11 protein-coding genes are annotated in these 16,870 nt (G+C 53.1%); 6 read left to right on the plus strand and 5 right to left on the minus strand.

Going from position 1 to position 16,870, the window contains the following annotated elements:
- Positions 1-79: 79 nt before the first annotated feature.
- Positions 80-616: a hypothetical protein gene (locus AB1L42_RS21535; RefSeq protein WP_367061349.1), complete on the minus strand. Its 537-nt coding sequence runs from the start codon at positions 614-616 to the stop codon at positions 80-82.
- A gap of 203 nt (positions 617-819) precedes the next feature.
- Between AB1L42_RS21535 and AB1L42_RS21540 the strand changes: the two genes are divergently transcribed.
- Entirely contained in the window at positions 820-1,995 is a 1,176-nt protein-coding gene (locus AB1L42_RS21540; RefSeq protein ID WP_367061352.1) for a M24 family metallopeptidase, read from the plus strand.
- Between the two features lie 450 nt (positions 1,996-2,445).
- The gene (gene carB / locus AB1L42_RS21545; RefSeq protein WP_367061355.1) at positions 2,446-5,724 is read left to right on the plus strand and encodes a carbamoyl-phosphate synthase large subunit; all 3,279 of its coding nucleotides are present in this window, start codon (positions 2,446-2,448) and stop codon (positions 5,722-5,724) included.
- Between the two features lie 378 nt (positions 5,725-6,102).
- On the opposite strand, the gene AB1L42_RS21550 is transcribed toward carB, so the two are convergent.
- Positions 6,103-6,342, minus strand: a complete 240-nt coding sequence (locus AB1L42_RS21550; protein WP_367061358.1) for a hypothetical protein — start codon at positions 6,340-6,342, stop codon at positions 6,103-6,105.
- Between the two features lie 465 nt (positions 6,343-6,807).
- On the minus strand, positions 6,808-8,019 hold the full coding sequence (locus tag AB1L42_RS21555) for a sialidase family protein (RefSeq protein WP_367061361.1): 1,212 nt from the start codon (positions 8,017-8,019) through the stop codon (positions 6,808-6,810).
- Between the two features lie 302 nt (positions 8,020-8,321).
- Between AB1L42_RS21555 and AB1L42_RS21560 the strand changes: the two genes are divergently transcribed.
- Together AB1L42_RS21560 and AB1L42_RS21565 are read left to right on the plus strand one after the other, a co-directional pair.
- The gene (locus tag AB1L42_RS21560) at positions 8,322-9,698 is read left to right on the plus strand and encodes an MFS transporter (protein ID WP_367061364.1); all 1,377 of its coding nucleotides are present in this window, start codon (positions 8,322-8,324) and stop codon (positions 9,696-9,698) included.
- Between the two features lie 255 nt (positions 9,699-9,953).
- Complete coding sequence (locus tag AB1L42_RS21565; RefSeq protein ID WP_367061367.1) at positions 9,954-10,679, plus strand: protein-tyrosine-phosphatase; 726 nt, start codon at positions 9,954-9,956, stop codon at positions 10,677-10,679.
- Between the two features lie 51 nt (positions 10,680-10,730).
- Here the strand turns inward: AB1L42_RS21565 and AB1L42_RS21570 are convergent, their stop codons facing one another.
- Positions 10,731-12,053: a DcaP family trimeric outer membrane transporter gene (locus AB1L42_RS21570; protein ID WP_367061370.1), complete on the minus strand. Its 1,323-nt coding sequence runs from the start codon at positions 12,051-12,053 to the stop codon at positions 10,731-10,733.
- 136 nt (positions 12,054-12,189) lie between these two features.
- Positions 12,190-13,551 (minus strand): cyclopropane-fatty-acyl-phospholipid synthase family protein, encoded by a 1,362-nt coding sequence (locus AB1L42_RS21575; RefSeq protein ID WP_367061373.1) that lies wholly within the window; start codon positions 13,549-13,551, stop codon positions 12,190-12,192.
- 334 nt (positions 13,552-13,885) lie between these two features.
- Here AB1L42_RS21575 and AB1L42_RS21580 point away from each other — a divergent pair, with 334 nt between their 5' ends.
- Positions 13,886-14,818 (plus strand): GDSL-type esterase/lipase family protein, encoded by a 933-nt coding sequence (locus AB1L42_RS21580; protein ID WP_367061376.1) that lies wholly within the window; start codon positions 13,886-13,888, stop codon positions 14,816-14,818.
- A gap of 382 nt (positions 14,819-15,200) precedes the next feature.
- Complete coding sequence (locus AB1L42_RS21585) at positions 15,201-16,790, plus strand: TrkA C-terminal domain-containing protein (protein ID WP_367061378.1); 1,590 nt, start codon at positions 15,201-15,203, stop codon at positions 16,788-16,790.
- Positions 16,791-16,870 lie beyond the last annotated feature (80 nt).

The following is a 16,870-nucleotide window of genomic DNA, read 5'->3' on the forward strand; positions in this document are numbered from 1 at the left end:
AATTCAACTGGCTGAGAACATTCCGCAAGTGTTCTCTACCGGTTGTGAATGTCGACTCCCGTAGAAGTGGCGAATGGCTTCATTTGCGACGCGTTGGGTAAGGTGGGGCGAGGGCGATCGGTTTGCTGAGAATCACTTCCAGGCGTTCCGTGAGACTGCTCAAATCAGTCTCCTCGTCTGACGAACGCACGACCGTCAATTGATTCTGAACAAGCGATTCTTGGAACTGCTTCAAGTTGGCGTGAACATCACTCAAGAGTTCTTGAAGTTCATCATCGACCATGTCGTGTCGCTGAAGTACTGTCTCTTGTTCGGTGCGAATTCGATTGAGTTGGGCCAGAAAAGTTCCGTGTGTTCGTAAGAGCTTCCCGTCGACGAAGGCCCGCATGAGCCGATTCTCAGCATCGAAGTGATAGCAGGGATCAGTGTTGAAGTAGACGGACAACCGCTCATCGTGACGAATTCCAGCGACGATGACCGTTTCGCTTGCACTGTCTGCAAACTCCCATTTGATGCGGGCGGATCGGAATTCTTCGAAGAGGTCTTCGCGGTCGGCTTCGTTGCGTGCCATTGCGATCAATTCAGTCGGAACATTCTCGTTAACTGGCCCGGGCATCTGACGTTCTGGTCGCTTTTGCTGGAATGCCCATCAAGTCGGTGTTATTCTCATCTTCAGCTAGTCCATTCAACTCGACAAGTACCCATCACTGATGAATTGAGCGGTTTTCAAAAAACGCAGATTCATCGAAAAACTGGTGGAGACAAGGTCTATCATTCAGTTAGGCAATTCGTTGTCTCGAAATTGTCTGATCGAAGCCTATGAGAAGTACGACGATAACATCGACCGCTGTCGCTCCTGATTTTCCGGTTTCTTCCGGAGAAATTCAGACGATCGATTTCCAGCGGATCGGCGAAGTCGACAGAAAACACACGCTGCTGGCTGAGTATCTTCAACTCAAAGGCTTTGATGGGCTGTTGATCCGCGATCCGGCCAACTTTTCCTGGCTGACTGACGGAAGCAGCAATCTACACGCACGAGGCACCGATGTCTTCGCGACCGTCATGGTCACCGCTGACGCGCGGGTTGTGCTTTGCAACAACGTTGACTCGGGGCAGTTATTCGATCGGGACTTGTCAGGTCTTGGGTTCCTGCTGAAAGAGCGGCCATGGACCGAAGATCCGGGGAAACTCGTTCACGATGTCTGTCGGGGAAGAGTAATCGCCTGCGATGTCCCGTTAACGGGAACGACGAACGTTCGCGATGATTTGCAGTCGTTTCGTCTGCACTACTCAAAAGTCGAGCACGATCGCTTTGCTGAACTGGGACTCGCAGTTGCTCATGCTGTTGAAGCGACTGGCCGAAATTTTCAAATCGGCTCTTGCGAAGCTGAGATCGCCGGTCATCTGTCGCATCGCTTGATCAAAAACGGAATCGAACCCGTTCGCATGCAAATCATGGCAGATGGTCAAGGTTGGCGATATCGGCATTGGACTCACGGCAACGACAGAGTCGAACGACACGTCGTGATTTCAGCCACCGGGCGCCGTCGCGGTCTGCATGTTTCTACTTCTCGGACTGTTTGTATCGGAGAACCTTCGAGCGAGCTTCAGGAAGTCCATCACCTGGCGACTCTTGTTCAGGCGACAGGTGCTTATTTCTCGCGAGCAGGCTGGTCGATGTCTGAAACGTGGCCGCGCGTCGGTCGCATCTATGAGAAGTTTGGAGTGCCTGACGAATGGCGATCCGCAGATCAGGCGGAACTGATGGGCTATCGCGATTCGGAAATTCGCATGGTTCCCGGATCAGATCACAGGTTCGAAAACGGGCAAGTCATCTGCTGGCATCCCTCAGTTCGTTCAGGTTTGGCTGCCGATACGATGCTCGTCCGCGAGGGAGCTGCCGAGAATCTCACCCCTGCAGAAAGCTGGCCAATGCTCTCTGTCGAGGTGAAAGGAACTCAAATCGATCGCCCCGGAATTCTGGTTCGCAGCTGAATCGCAAGTGCTCCACTGGAGAATTCACAAAAATTCTCAGATGATGAGACCGCTTGAAGTGCTGTCATTCGTGGGTCATTCTGTTGAATTCACGGGCGGAAGCGGTCTGATCGCTTGAATCGCTCGATAAGCTTGGTAGCTTCTCAGAAATTTGCGCAATTCCGAGGATCGAATTGCACAAACAGGATGCGCAGGGAGAGTTGGTTCCCTGTGCGCGATGGATTGGCTTCGCATCGGACGATCTTTCTGTATGAAATGTTGCAGAGAAACTGCGGTGCGAGATCCCAGCCAAACGGAGCAGTTTCAGACTCGCTCCTGTGTCGCTGGGAGACATCGCAGAAGTCAACGAGTAGTGCGAATCAAGATGTGACGCAGTTTCGCCCCTGAAGGAATTGTCGCGACGGACAAGAGCAATTCAGGAGTGAGAAGCCGGTAAGAAAGAGGAACCACGTGCCCAAACGCGAAGATATCAAAAAGATCTTGATTATCGGCTCAGGCCCGATTGTTATCGGCCAGGCATGCGAGTTTGATTACTCGGGAACGCAGGCATGTAAAGCCCTCCGCGACGAAGGCTACGAAGTTGTCCTCGTCAATTCGAATCCCGCCACCATCATGACCGATCCTCAGACGGCGGATCGGACCTACATCGAGCCCATCACCTGGCAGTATGTGGCCAAAATTCTGGAGCGTGAACGTCCAGACGCACTCCTGCCGACTCTCGGCGGACAAACAGGGTTGAACACCGCGATGGATTTGCATCGTCGCGGAATTCTTGATCAACTCGGCGTTGAGATGATCGGGGCTCGCTCGGATGTCATCGCGAAAGCTGAAGGCCGCGAATCGTTCAAAGAAGCGATGGTCAAAATTGGCCTCGATGTGCCGCGTTCCATCGTCGTTCACAACATGGAAGAAGCCCGCGCTGCTCAGCGCGAAATCGGTCTGCCGATCATTATCCGCCCAAGTTACACACTGGGTGGAAGCGGCGGCGGAATCGCATACAACAAAGAAGAGTTTGAAGAGAAAGTCCGCAACGGACTGAAGCTGTCTCCGGTCTCAGAAGTTCTGCTCGAAGAATCCGTACTCGGTTGGAAAGAGTACGAGATGGAGGTCATGCGAGATCGCGCCGACAACTGCGTGATCATTTGTGCCATCGAAAACTTCGATGCGATGGGAGTTCATACAGGCGATTCGATCACCGTCGCTCCTGCTCAAACTCTGACCGACAAAGAATACCAGCGGATGCGCGACGCGACGTTCGCCTGCATGCGAGAGATCGGTGTCGAGACCGGTGGATCAAACGTGCAGTTTGCGATTGATCCTCGATCCGGCCGAATGGTTGTCATCGAGATGAATCCTCGCGTGAGTCGCTCGAGTGCTTTGGCATCCAAAGCGACCGGGTTTCCGATCGCGAAAATCGCCGCAAAACTTGCGGTCGGCTACCGACTCGACGAAATCCCGAACGATATTACCCGCGAGACGTTGGCCTGTTTCGAACCAACGATTGATTACGTCGTGACGAAGTATCCTCGCTGGACGTTCGAGAAGTTCCCCGATGCAGATCCAACTCTGACCGTTCAGATGAAATCGGTCGGTGAAACGATGGCCATTGGTCGGACCTTTAAAGAGTCGTTCCAAAAGGCGTTGCGTGGGCTTGAGATTGGCCACTTTGGGTTCGGCGGCGGGAAAAAAGATCTGTGGGGAACCGACAAACAACCAGAGATCGAAGAGATTCGCAGCAAGCTCGCAACACCGAATTCCGAACGTGTCTTTTACCTGAGATATGCCTTCAAGGCCGGGTTGTCTCTTGAAGAGATCAACCAGCTGACCGGAATTGATCCGTGGTTCCTCTTCCAGCTTCGAGATCTGATTGAGATCGAAGAAGAGATTCGCAAGGTTGGACACCTTCAAGACGTCGAAGCAGAGTTTTTGCGACGGGTCAAACAGGCTGGCTTCTCAGACCGCCAACTTGCTGACTGGTGGCTCACATCTGAGATGGACGTCCGGAACTATCGCAAGAAGCTCGGCGTCACTGCGACGTTCAAGCAGGTCGATACGTGTGCCGCTGAGTTCGAAGCGTACACACCGTATTATTACAGTAGCTACGAAATCGAAAACGAAGCTCCCGGTCCGAATCGCGATCGCAAACGCATCATGATCCTCGGTGGAGGACCAAACCGGATCGGGCAGGGGATCGAGTTCGATTACTGTTGCTGTCACGCAGCCTTCGCGATGGCGGAGCTGGACATTGAAAGCGTGATGGTCAACTCGAATCCCGAGACAGTCTCGACGGATTACGACACGTCAGATCTTCTCTTCTTCGAACCGCTGACGACCGAAGATGTGTTGAACATCTGCGACCAACTCGATCCAGACGGCGTCATTGTCCAGTTCGGTGGTCAGACTCCGCTCAACCTGGCTCGCGGGCTGGAAGCTGCTGGAGTTCCTATCATCGGAACCAGTCCGGACAACATCGACGCAGCTGAGGATCGCGAACGCTTTCAGGAAATCCTCAACAAGCTCGGAATTCGCCAACCTCCAAATGGCACAGCAATCGATGTCGAAGGTGCACGAGCCAGCGCCCAGCGAATCGGCTACCCCGTTCTGGTTCGACCGAGTTACGTTCTCGGTGGTCGAGCGATGGAGATCTGCTACGAGGAAGAAGACCTCGTCCGCTACATGACAGAAGCTGTCGACGCCAGCCCGGATCATCCGGTCCTCATTGACAAATTCCTGCAGGATGCGATTGAAGTCGATGTCGATGCCATTTCAGATGGTGCAACAACGCTCGTCGGCGGTGTCATGGAACACATCGAAGAAGCGGGCGTGCATAGTGGTGACTCAGCTTGTGCGTTGCCGCCCTACTCGCTTCCAGAGCATGTCATCGAAGAGATCAAGAAATCGACTTACGCACTGGCCAAAGAACTTCAGGTTCGCGGACTGATGAACATTCAGTTCGCGATCAAGAAGACTGAAAAAGCAGAGGGGACGAAGTACGACGTCTACATTCTCGAGGTGAATCCGCGAGCTTCACGAACGTCTCCGTTTGTCTCGAAAGCGACCGGTCTTCCACTTGCCTCGATGGCTGCCAAAGTGATGGCGGGCGTTTCGCTGAAAGAGCAAGGTGTCACTGAAGAAGTGTGGCCGACACATACGTCTGTGAAGGAGAGCGTATTCCCATTCTCAAGGTTCTCCGGAGTCGACATCATTCTCGGTCCGGAAATGCGATCGACCGGGGAAGTCATGGGGATCGACGACGACTTCTCAGCTGCATTCGCGAAGAGTCAGCTCGCAGCAGGAGTTGAACTTCCGACGAGCGGAACTGTGTTCATCAGCATGGCAGGGGCTCATAAGTCAGCCATGATTGAACCGGCCAGACGACTCAAGGAACTCGGTTTCCGAATCATTGCGACGATCGGGACAGCAAGAGTTCTTAATGATGCAGGTGTCGAAGCAGACACCGTCAAGAAGGTTCAGGAAGGTCGACCGAATCTGCTCGACATGATGGTCAACGGAGATGTGCAGTTCATCTTCAACACACCAAGCGGCAAGGGAAGTCGGACTGAGGAAGGTCGAATTCGAGCGGCGGCGGTGACCTACGGAGTTCCTTGTGCGACGACACTTCCGGGCTGCGAAGCGATGATTAAAGCACTGGAGTATCTCGACAAGCATCCGACGCCGCGCGTGGAGTCGATCCAGGAATGGCACCTGCAATCAAATTCGACAGACTAACTTCGTCAACGGGAGAATCGGCTTTCATCTGCCAGAAGAGTGTTGTTCGACAATCCCGAAAGTCTGCTTGAGCAAAGAAGCTTCCGAAGTGAAGGCGGGAACCGTCATGTCCAGTGATTCGTTCCCGTCGAACGCTGCTTGAGTGATTCACGAACGACGCAAGTGCGGCACGATGACACAATGCCCATTGCGCTCAACGCAGAAGATTCTTCGTGCCATTCTACTCGACATTTGAGCAGGTGTTGTTTGCGATGCTGAAGCGACGAGGTCGCATCTCAGAATGCGCAGATCCCGAATGAGAGCATTCGCTGCAAGCGCAACCCGATCGACACGAGACGTGGTAAGCGTTCGAGATCCGGAGCTGTGAAGATCGTCTTCCTACACAATGCAGGTCGAAATCAATTCACCTTCCTGGATGATGATGGTCTCATCCGAATTCCGAATTTGAGTCGCGCAATCCATGATTGTCGACATCTGCCCAACAGTCCTCTGTGCATCTTCCAGGGCAACGTTTTCCACAATGGGAAACCAGTCCCCGTTCGTGAACAGAAAGACTGAGAACTCGCCTCCGTGTGCGGCCGAATCCATCCCGGTTCGGCCGGTAGTTCGCTGATTCAACTTCTCGCTCCAAGAAGAGTTTCAATGAGAGAGGTACGCTACGGGGAAACTATGTCCATTAGTCAAACCACGTCACTCTCAAAATGAGAGAGTAGTGATAGCAAGAATTGACTGTTTTGGATGCGTTAAAACCCCACTTTTTTCGCTAACTTAGAGAAAATTGAGTGAAGACATCTCTCCAGAAAGTGACCCGCCTCAGAGATGCCTATCTGGACACTAGGTCGCGATTGTGACAGTGGTCGGGATTTTTCGAGAATTTTCGAAATCTCACACGGTCATCGAGTCTCAATTGATGCGATTTGGCCACGTTTACAGCGGAATGTCGCCAGTTCGAAACAGAGATTGCGCCTACTGCGAGTGTTAGAAACTGCCGTGAGCATGAGCGCACCGAAATTCTTCCGTTAAGAATTTCCGGTGGAGAAAATCGAGCGACAGGCTCACCGATCAAGCAAGTCGGCTCGGGATTTATTCGACCAGGTTGTCCAGTTCATCGAGCTTGAACCGCACGGAGACGATGTACGGTTCTTCGCCAGCAGTCCAGTGGCCGTATGTAGTCGCCACGAAAGTCCCATCGGGAAGGATTTCGACACCGGGATAAGCACAGTCAGCCCCGTGTGTGTTGTCCATGAGACGCACCCGATAATCTCCCTCACCGCCGGAGCGAAGTTGCTCGTACGAGCCAACCCAAGCCACCCAATCTCCTCGAGTCGGGCTCTCGTGAGCCATGTCGCGGAATGAAATCACCAGCCGCCCATCGGGAGAATACTTCGCTGTATGGCGATCTCCAGTCAATGAAGCAGGGAGTTCAACCGAACTCGACCATGTCTCGCCAGCATCGGAGCTGAAGATGATGTGCGAATTTCGAGTTCGGCTGTTCTCACGCAGAAGCAAGGCAAGTTCGCTCCCATCGGGAGAGAAGACAGCCCCCGGTTCACACAAATGTAAATCAGATCGTGCGAGGATCGCTTCGGGGCTCTCCCAGGTTAAACCGCCATCAGTCGATAGCGTTTGGTAAAGCGTAAAGATTCTGGGATTTTCAGCTTGGCCAGATTCTTGAAAGAAGCGGCCGTCGTCGTGGAAAAATGCACGATAAGCTCCGGGCTTTCCAGTCGGAACGAGTGAACTCATGACGACAATTCCGCCCCAGTCCCCGGCAGTTTTCAGCGGTGTCCATGAACTCCCATCATCTTCGCTGACTGCAATGCGGGCGGGGTAGAGTCCGGACCAGAGAATGAGTCGACGCGTTCCGTCGGAGGAAATGACTCGATGCAAAGTCGGAGTTTCCTTGCTGGTCGACCAGTTTTCCGGAGTCGGCAAGCGGTCACTCCAGGTTAGACCTCCATCGTTGCTGCGCTTGTAAACAATCGGACCGCGCCCGTGGCCCTTGGGGTAGACGCAAAGAATTGTCTCACCGTCCTCCAAAAGCAGCGTCGTAGGATGTCCCAGGTATTGCCCAGCTTCTCGGTCGACGATCACCTGTCGCGAAACGTCCGAAGCAAGGTCGATCAACGGAATCGAGATCTTCCGAGACTTCGGGGGAGCGTTCGAGGATTGCTCTTCATCTTGTGCGAACAATGTGGAGTGAGATGAGAGAAGGACGAATAGCGCGCATTGAGTGAAGATTCGCATGAAGAAAACTCTGCAGGCTGGGAACGGAATGGAAACGATCGCGGCCATCCAGTCCGTTCTTGAGGCGGGAACTTAAGTCATGATGAAAGAGAAAGCAGTCGCGAAGCAAGCCCGCGGCCTTTTTTCATCGCTGAATCAACTTGAATTCAGCTCCGAATTCGGTCCATCGAGGCACCGGTTGGAGTCGACTCATTGACCTCGCTTCAATTTTTGGTGCGAGTTATTCTAGGACTTCAGCGGGATGGCTTCTCTCGTCAACCCAGTGAGTTCGGTTTCGCGTGAGCGAGACGGAATGACTGAGCAAATCACTTCCTCGACCGGGATGTTGATGTCGATTCAGGACGGATTCGATGAACACGACAGTGACTGCAATTGAAACTCCAACAGGCAGCAGCCCGGCAGAAGTGTCCGAGTCGACACATTCCGTCCGCGGGTTTGTGTCGCTGTTGATCACTCAGTTTCTCGGAGCTGCCAACGACAACGTTTTGAAGGGAGTCTTGATCTACATGGTGATCGACGGCGCCTGGAAAGGACAACTCGGCTCCGGGGGGCAGGGAATTGTCAGTGCTTGTTTGTCGATCCCGTTCTTGCTTCTCTCCGGGATGGCGGGACAGTTTGCCGATCGGCACAGCAAGAGGTTTGTCAGCATACTGGTGAAGGTGGTCGAGATTCCAATCGCGATCGTTGCGATGATCGGTTTCTGGACCGGAAACCTTTGGGTGACATTGTTGAGTCTGATTGCTCTGGCGTGTCAAAGCGCTTTCTTTGGACCTGCAAAGTACGGAATGATTCCCGAACTCGTCCCGGTGAGTCGCATCAGCCGCGCGAATGGCCTGATCGGAATGATGTCGAATGTAGCTGTAATTGTGGGAACTCTGTCCGCCGGAGTGATTGCCGATTACTACAGCCCACTTCCACGAGAGGGCGTTCCGACACCGCCTGCGATGCTCTGGTTGCCCGGTATTGTGTTAGTTGTCGTCGCGGTCTTAGGCTTGATGGCAATCAGTTTTATGACTCCTCTCGCTCCGGGAAGGAAGTCGATTCAATACAGTTGGAATCCATCAACGGGATACATGTGGGCCATCAAAGAGATGGCCAAAGGGCCGCTGCTGCTGATCGCGATTGCGTCCGGTTACTTCTATTTTCTGGCTGGTTTGGCTCTGCTGATTATCCCCGAATACACAGTCGTTTTGCAGCGATACGAAGTTTCTCGCTCTGAAGTGAGCGTGCTTCTCGGAATTCTCGGCCTCGCAATCGGGATCGGAAGCGCCGTCGCGGGATATGTTTCTGGCTCGAAGATTCGTCCGGTTTTGATTCCCATTGGCGGCGTGGCATTGGCAGTCTTGTTCTTTCTGTTGGGGACCATTCCTCCGACGCTGCCAGACAAAGCTCCGACGATCCGAATACTATTCAGTTCGCACGCAGGTTTGATTCTCGGAGCAGGGATTGCCGCAGGGTTTTATCTGATTCCGTTGCAGGCTCTGCTTCAACGTCTTTCGACAACACATGAACGCGGCCGTGTTCTTGGAGCATCGAGCGGGATTTCGTTCGGGTTTCTCACCGTGGCAGCGCTCTTGTATCCCATCCTCCGACCGCTCTTCACGAACGCATCCGGTGAACATCCAGAGAAGATTTTCCTTCTCTGTTCCGGGTTCATGGTGGCAGGATTGATCGGCTTCGGGATCGTCCTGAAACGCTCGAAGCTGACACTCAAAGACGTTTCCTGATGTTCGTTCTCGGTTCTTGGGTTCTCTTCAACTCCTTTCTTTCTGCGATCGTTGTGTTTGCTTCTGAGATCAATTGAAGTGATTCGCCTTGATCACGCTCAGGAGGTTCACGATTGGTTGCACCTTGCGAAGCAGCCATCGGCGCTTGACAAGTTGGATCGTGGAAAGCATGGTGTTTGACTGTGTTAATGGGAGTTCCTCAATTCGTCTGGATTCCGGGCGGATGATTGGCAACGAGTCAAATGCAGGTAGACAATGCATTCATTCAACTTCGCAATCGTTACAGCATGGGCCTTGGGGCTCACTTCGATTATGTTTGGATCGACTCTGATTGCCGACGACCTCTTTGAAGAACTCGACCAGTACGTGGAACAGCGTCTCACTGAGTTCGATCAAATTCCGATCGAGCGTCAAACGCAATTGAACAAGCTGACGAGCTATATTCGCGCACGTCAGGCGTCTGATCTGCCCGTGAAGATGACATTCATTTGCACACACAACTCCCGGCGCAGCCATATGTGTCAGCTCTGGTCGGCAGTTGCGGCTCACTATTTCGACGTGGAGAGCTATCAATCATTTTCAGGCGGAACAGAAGCCACCGCCTTCAACCCGCGAGCTGTCGCTGCACTGAATCGAACAGGAATGAATATCGAACTGAATCAACCCGGTTCAAACCCTGTCTATGTCGTTCGATTCTCGAAAGCCAGCCCGGTTCAATCTTGCTTTTCGAAAATCTACGACAGTCCGCCGAATCCATCCTCTGAGTTTTGTGCTGTCATGACGTGTTCGAGTGCTGACAAGAGTTGCCCGGAAGTTCAAGGAGCGCAGCTGCGCGTGGCGATTCCTTACGAGGATCCCAAAATTGCCGACGGAACGCCGGAAGAATCACAGGCGTATGACAACCGCTCAGCTCAAATCGCTCGTGAGATGCTGTATGTCTTCGCCCAATTGAAGAACGACAATTCCAACGTCGGCAAATAGAACCCCGAGTCTCTCAGAGCGATGTGAGAGTCTGCCCAGAATTGTGGTTTACTATGGCAGGTCGAAGATGAATGAAGCTTGCAGCCGATGAGCAGCGGCGGAATCTTCGTCAACGTTTGTGCGGACGCCGTACAGATACTCAACGCCTGTCGTTACTCTCTCAAGCGGTGTCCAAAGTAGATTCACAGCGAGGTAAGTTGTCTTCTGCACATCTGACGGTGGTTGCAGGGGAGCGTTATCGAGGGTGTTTTCTGCGTAGGTGAAGTTGGAGCTCAGCTCCTCATTCCAATCGTGGGTGATGCCGACCATCCAGCCAAACATTCCAACTGGTTCAACGCTCGTCAACGAATCAGGAGCTGCATCGGGAAGCGAGCGAAAACTTCCGATTCCCTTTCCGAAGACGATCTGGCTGTAAATCTTCGAACTGGTTCCGACTGTCTTCACCGCGCTGAAGTTGAATCCCCAGCCAAATCCCGTCGTCACGTCATCGTGAGGCATTTGAAATCCTCCGATGCGCAGGACATTCGCTGCCTGGAATTGTCCCCAATCAGGGCTGTAGCGGATACGCGAGACGAAGTCCGGCGCGACAGTTCGAACGTTCCCGACGACTCCTGGCGGAAGTTCGTAAATGAACGAAGGATCTTCGACCGCGACGGCTGCCGTCACGTCTTCTGAGAAGCCGGGCAGACCAGTTGTCCAGCGCGCGAGCGCCTGGCGTCGATTGACGCTCGAGACTGAGCCTTCGAAATCGAGAGTCGAAGGAAAGGCGCTGACATCTGTGAACGTCGTCCAGGTTTTCCCGACGAGCAGCGGTCCAACTTCCCCGTAAGCGTGTCGCAGTCGAAACGTCGAACCGTCTCCAAAGAAGTCGCCTTCGACGTAGATCTGGATCAATCGTTCGTTCGATGCCCAGCGAGTATCGAAGCTCATCCGCGTTTGACGCGCATGGAATCGAGTATTCGTCCGGGGAGGGGCTCCGACCGGAATACTCGTCGTGATGAAGGAGTCCATCGAGTCGATTGGAGAGAAGTCGTAGATGAAGTCCGCTTTGACATAGCCACCAATCTTCATGGCGACGTTGTCTCCGACAACAATTAGCCCGCCCTCAAAGTCCGGAGCTGAATAGAGGTCGGTTCCAATCCCGAAGGAAGTGTCATTCGTGTTGAAGCGTCCTTGAAAACGTCTGAGGTTTTCAAACGGAGGCGATGCAACAATCGACGACGATGGTTCGGCAAAGACTTCATCAACTTGAACAGGAACTTGAGGGAGTTCCGGCAGCAAGAAGTTGCTGTCAGGTGGAGGCTCCTGCCCAGAGAGGTTCTGGGCGAACACAACGATGAGCAAGCCGATGACCAGCGCGAATGACTTTGACATTGTGCGTGCTTTGATCACCTTGGGACCTGCCAGTCGAGCAAAACTGGACACCTCTGAAAACGGCGACTCCATCAGATTGTTTTATGAGTGAATGATCAACTTCGCTGTGTGTTTCAGGCGGAATACATCAGCAGAGTTAAGCCGCCCGGCGCTCAACCTGCGAGTGATTAGCAGTCTTCGGTTTGTACAAGTGCTCGCGAGTGGATGGCATACCTGAGATGCCTTTCGATGCGCGCTTTCTGCCGATCGTCTGGTAGATACATGCCGATCCATCTCCCAAAGCGAACGAGACGCCGGCGAGGTACAACAACCACATGCGGTAACGTTCTTCACCGATCATTTCGATGGCTTGCTGCTCGTGTTGGGAGAGTTTCTGACACCACAGTTTGCAGGTTAAAGCGTAGTGATCTCGCCATCCTTCGACATCGTGAACTTCGAATTTGTGGGCTTCCATCGATTGCAGCATGTGCCCGATGTGATCGAGTTCACCGCCTGGGAAAATGTATTTCGCGAGCAGCCGACGTTCGGGACGCATTTTGCGGAACTGCTTTTGAGTTGCTTTCGCAGGCCGTGTGATTCCGTGACAGAGGAACAATCCGTTGTCCGGCAGCAGCTTGTTGACCGTCTGCATGTATAGACCCATGTTGTCGATGCCAACGTGCTCGACCATTCCGATGCTGGCAATCTTGTCGTAAGTCCCGGTCAGGTGGGCGTAGTCTTTGAGCTCAACCGTAACGCGATCTTCGAGCCCGAGTGATTGGATTTTGTTATTCGCGAAAGCGAGTTGCTCTTCTGAGAGTGTGATTCCGTGGGCTTTCACGCCGTACTCTTTGGCTGCATGACAGACGAGAGCACCCCAGCCGCAGCCAATGTCGAGAAATGTTTCTCCCGGCTGCAGCATCAGCTTACGGCAGATCATGTCGAGCTTGTCGTGCTGAGCCTGCTCGAGCGAGTTCGACCAGTCAGTGAAATACGCACACGAGTAAACCATTTCTGGATCGAGAAACAGCGAGTAAAACTCGTTGCTCAAGTCGTAGTGAAATTGGATGAAGTCTTTGTTCTCAGCTTGTTCTCGGTGAAGCCCAAGTTCGTCACCTGCATAGCAGTGGTCGACATCGGTCGATTCCGCAGTTCCCAGGATGAACGGGAACAGCGATTTGATGGCTTTCCACTTGCTGATGCCTTTGAGGTTTCGCCGTGAGTGTTTTGTGCGGAGATCGGCGAGAAAGGTGTAGAGATCAGCACCGTGAAAATCGATGTGCTTGAGTGCGAAGTGGCGAGCCAGATTGTCGAGTGTCGGTCGCCGGATCAGTGATGTCACAACGCCCGGGCTGGAAATCGAGACTGCCCGGCCGGGGATCACAGAATCTCCGAGGGGAATCTCAGTTCCGTCCCAAAGCCGGATCGAAAACGCTGCATTGACGTGCTCAGCGAGATGAGTCCAGAAAGATTTTGCGGCGGCAAGCTGGCGAGATTCCTTCGAAGGCATATCAGACATCCATCGTCCATGATGTGGGAGTGTCAAACTGTCTCGGTGAGTTATCCAAATCTCTCATAGGGGTCAACCCGAATCCGCACCCGGATCGAGGCTGTAACGCGTCCAGAATGGGACGATTCGACCGTTTGAGACACAGCTTGGGAGAGTGAGGCTTAGCACCCGGTCATTTTTCGCAAAATTGTGACAAATTACGCACTCTCTCCAGGTTCTCGAGCTAGCGTTCAGAGTCCGGGATCAGGCCAGGGGTTCGGGATGTGCGCAAGCATTTCACTTCTACGGGCAAAAACACTTCTCGCACACTCGCTGCGTCGACGAAAGAAGGACTCGGTAGGCCGTGGAACGAACTGAGATCGATTCCCCTGAACATCCCGTACTCGCCGAAATTGCTGATATCGAGCGCGATATCCAGCTGCTTCGTGAAATGGATGAACGGGTGAATCAGCGTTCTGAGGGCTCACAGAATGCTCCGACTCCGTCCGAGCGACCGAAGCTAACGAATCGCAATATCTGGCCATTGCTGTCCTTAAGCCTGAACATGTTGCTCCTCGCTGGTGGATTCAGTCTCTTTTTGATGCTCGGCGGAGTGAACTGGCTGCAGGCAAAACTGACCAAAGTCGATCGAAAAGCAGGCTACGCGACGAATCGAGAAAGCTTCTTTGAGTGCTCACCGGTTTCAGAGGGAGACATTGTCGTCGTCGGAGACAGCCAACTCGATTTCGTCGAATGGCACGAACTGCTGGGAAGCGAAGTTAGAAATCGTGCCGTTAATGGAGCGGTGCTGGCAGAAATTCAGCGTCGACTCTCAGAGATTGTCGACTGCCGTCCTCGCTGCGTCATCGTGAATGGTGGGATCAACGACTTTCAGGGCGGAAGAGATGTTGAAGAAGTGAAGCAGCAGTTTCGGTCGATGCTCACAATGCTGGCCAACAAAGATTTTGAGATCATTCTTGTCCCGTGCTTCCCGATCAATTCGCGGATTTATCACGAACAAATCGTGCGGACACATCCGAGAATTCATCCTCCAGAACAGGCGGAAGTCGGAGCTCTTGCTGAGCTCATTAACGAAGTGAACGAGACTTCTTCAAAAGTTCACGTTGTCGATATCAGTCCTTTTCTGAATGGAGAGGGAGAGCTCGCAGAGGAATACACGTTCGACGGGCTTCACATCAACGGTTCAGCGGCAGTGATGCTCGCCGACCAGATTCGCGGAATCCTCGAAACGATCCCAACTGCTTCCGCTGAGAACGTGGCAACAGCGACCGAATAATTTGAACGGCGGTCACTCACAACGATGCCGCAATGCTGCTGCGATGTGCTTCGAAAGCAATTCGATATACGAGCTTAAACAAGCTCAAGCGATGAGTTGCTTCTCTTCTTCTTACGACTCACCGGCTGGAGTGAGACCTAACCGCCATTGCCTTTCCATTTCAATCTTAGTGCTTCGACTTCGATGAAGTGCGATGCCGGTGAGGGGTTGCTGGCTCTCGTTAATCAAAGATGGTTGATCCGGTTCATTTTACAGGTGAACGGAGTAGCAACTCACCGACGATTGTCGGTAGTTTGCTGACTGTGCAATGAATCACGCTCCGTGGTTCAGATGAACGCTCGCTCTGTTCAAATGAGTCTGTAGCATCGAAGGTTAAACGATCATGGACGAGTCGACGCAGCAACTTCTCTCTCTGCTGGTTGTTGTCGGTCTCGGTTTGCTGTTCGGCAAAGTGAGTCTGCGAGGAATCTCGCTGGGGACATCGGGAGTCGTGTTCGTTGCCCTCGTCGCTGGGCATTTTGGATTCCGCGTGCCTGAGACAGCCGGCCAAATCGGTGTTGTGCTCTTCGTCTACTGCCTGGGAATCGGAGCCGGGTCGAGTTTCTTCCAAGTCCTGTTCTCACAGGGGAAGTCGTTGTCGCTGATGGCAGGCGCGATGATTCTCTCGGGTGGGCTCACGACGTGGTTCTTGGCTCAGGTTTTCAGTTTGAAAGCAGATCTTGCCGGTGGGCTCTTTGCCGGAGCGTTGACCAGTACTCCAGCCCTCGCTGCGGCGATCGATTCGCTTCCTCCCGGTTCCAAAGCAGCTGTCGGTTTTGGAATCGCTTATCCCTTTGGCGTGATCTGTGTGATCGTTTTCATTCAGTTGATTGCCAAGCAGTTCATCAACTCGGAGGAGTTGCAGAAATCTGATGACACACAAGCTTCAGGTGATGGCGCAATTTCCAACGTGCTCGTGGAGATCTCCAACCCCGCTGTCATCGGTAAACGACCCAGCCAGGTGACGTCATTGTCGAACTCCAAGTGCCAGATTTCTCGAGTACTCGTCGATGGACGTTTACAGCCCTTGAAAGGAGATTTTGTTTTTGAGGCTGGTCAGAAGGTTCTGATCGTGGGTGGAGCGAACCGACTGGGAGGGATTGTTGAAGTTCTCGGGCAATCAACCGAAAGCGGCGACTACATAAGAGACACTGATCGTCAGCGGCGACGTGTTGTCGTGACTTCCAGTGAGGTGGTCGGAAAAACTCTCGAACAGCTTCATCTTCGCAGCCGAATGGGAATCACGGTGACGCGAGTCTTTCGGCAGGAGATTGAATTTGTTCCCAGCCCGAAGGATGAGATTTACTTCGGAGATGCACTGACCGTGATTGGAGAGCCGGAAGCAATTTCTGAGTTTGTCCGGTTTGCAGGCCATCGTGAGCGGACGCTTGATGAGACGGATCTGATTTCGCTCGTCGCAGGGCTGAGCCTTGGTATTTTACTGGGGCAGGTTCGGTTTGGCTTTGGCGATTTATCGATCACTCTCGGAATGGCGGGAGGACCGCTCATCGTCGGGCTGATTCTGGGACGCGTTCGAAAAATCGGTCCATTGGCAGTTCGTATTCCGCCCGCCGCCAAGTTGTTGCTGGGAGAAGTTGGACTGGCGCTGTTCCTCGCTCAAGCTGGTGCGAGTGCCGGGCAGAAATTTGTATCGGTGATTGCACAATACGGGCTGGTCTTGTGTCTGGTTTCGATTTGCGTCGTCACCGTTCCGCTGATTGTGGGAGTGGTCATGGCTCGCCGACTGTTCAAGATCGGATGGTTAGAAGCACTCGGCGGAATCTGCGGAGCGATGACTTCCACTCCGGGGCTGGGGGCGATTACTTCGACGGTCGATTCGAGTCGGCCAGCGACGAGCTATGCGACCGCTTATCCGCTTGCTCTCATTCTCATCACGCTCCTGACACCTGCTTTGATCGCATTCATTGGCTGACCAATTCACCAGCGGTGTTTTTATCTAGCGAGAACGTCACTGATTTGGGCACGACCTGAAAACGTCTTGCAGGTATTCAT

Source organism: Thalassoglobus sp. JC818 (assembly GCF_040717535.1).
GTDB lineage: Bacteria > Planctomycetota > Planctomycetia > Planctomycetales > Planctomycetaceae > Thalassoglobus.

Bases quoted from the DNA above. Each gene is read 5' to 3' on its own strand.
- AB1L42_RS21535 (WP_367061349.1), bottom strand. From the start codon at position 616: ATGCCCGGGCCAGTTAACGAGAATGTTCCGACTGAATTGATCGCAATG.
- AB1L42_RS21540 (WP_367061352.1), top strand. From the start codon at position 820: ATGAGAAGTACGACGATAACATCGACCGCTGTCGCTCCTGATTTTCCG.
- AB1L42_RS21555 (WP_367061361.1), bottom strand. From the start codon at position 8,019: ATGGCCGCGATCGTTTCCATTCCGTTCCCAGCCTGCAGAGTTTTCTTC.
- AB1L42_RS21560 (WP_367061364.1), top strand. From the start codon at position 8,322: ATGAACACGACAGTGACTGCAATTGAAACTCCAACAGGCAGCAGCCCG.
- AB1L42_RS21565 (WP_367061367.1), top strand. From the start codon at position 9,954: ATGCATTCATTCAACTTCGCAATCGTTACAGCATGGGCCTTGGGGCTC.
- AB1L42_RS21570 (WP_367061370.1), bottom strand. From the start codon at position 12,053: ATGTCAAAGTCATTCGCGCTGGTCATCGGCTTGCTCATCGTTGTGTTC.
- AB1L42_RS21575 (WP_367061373.1), bottom strand. From the start codon at position 13,551: ATGTCTGATATGCCTTCGAAGGAATCTCGCCAGCTTGCCGCCGCAAAA.
- AB1L42_RS21585 (WP_367061378.1), top strand. From the start codon at position 15,201: ATGGACGAGTCGACGCAGCAACTTCTCTCTCTGCTGGTTGTTGTCGGT.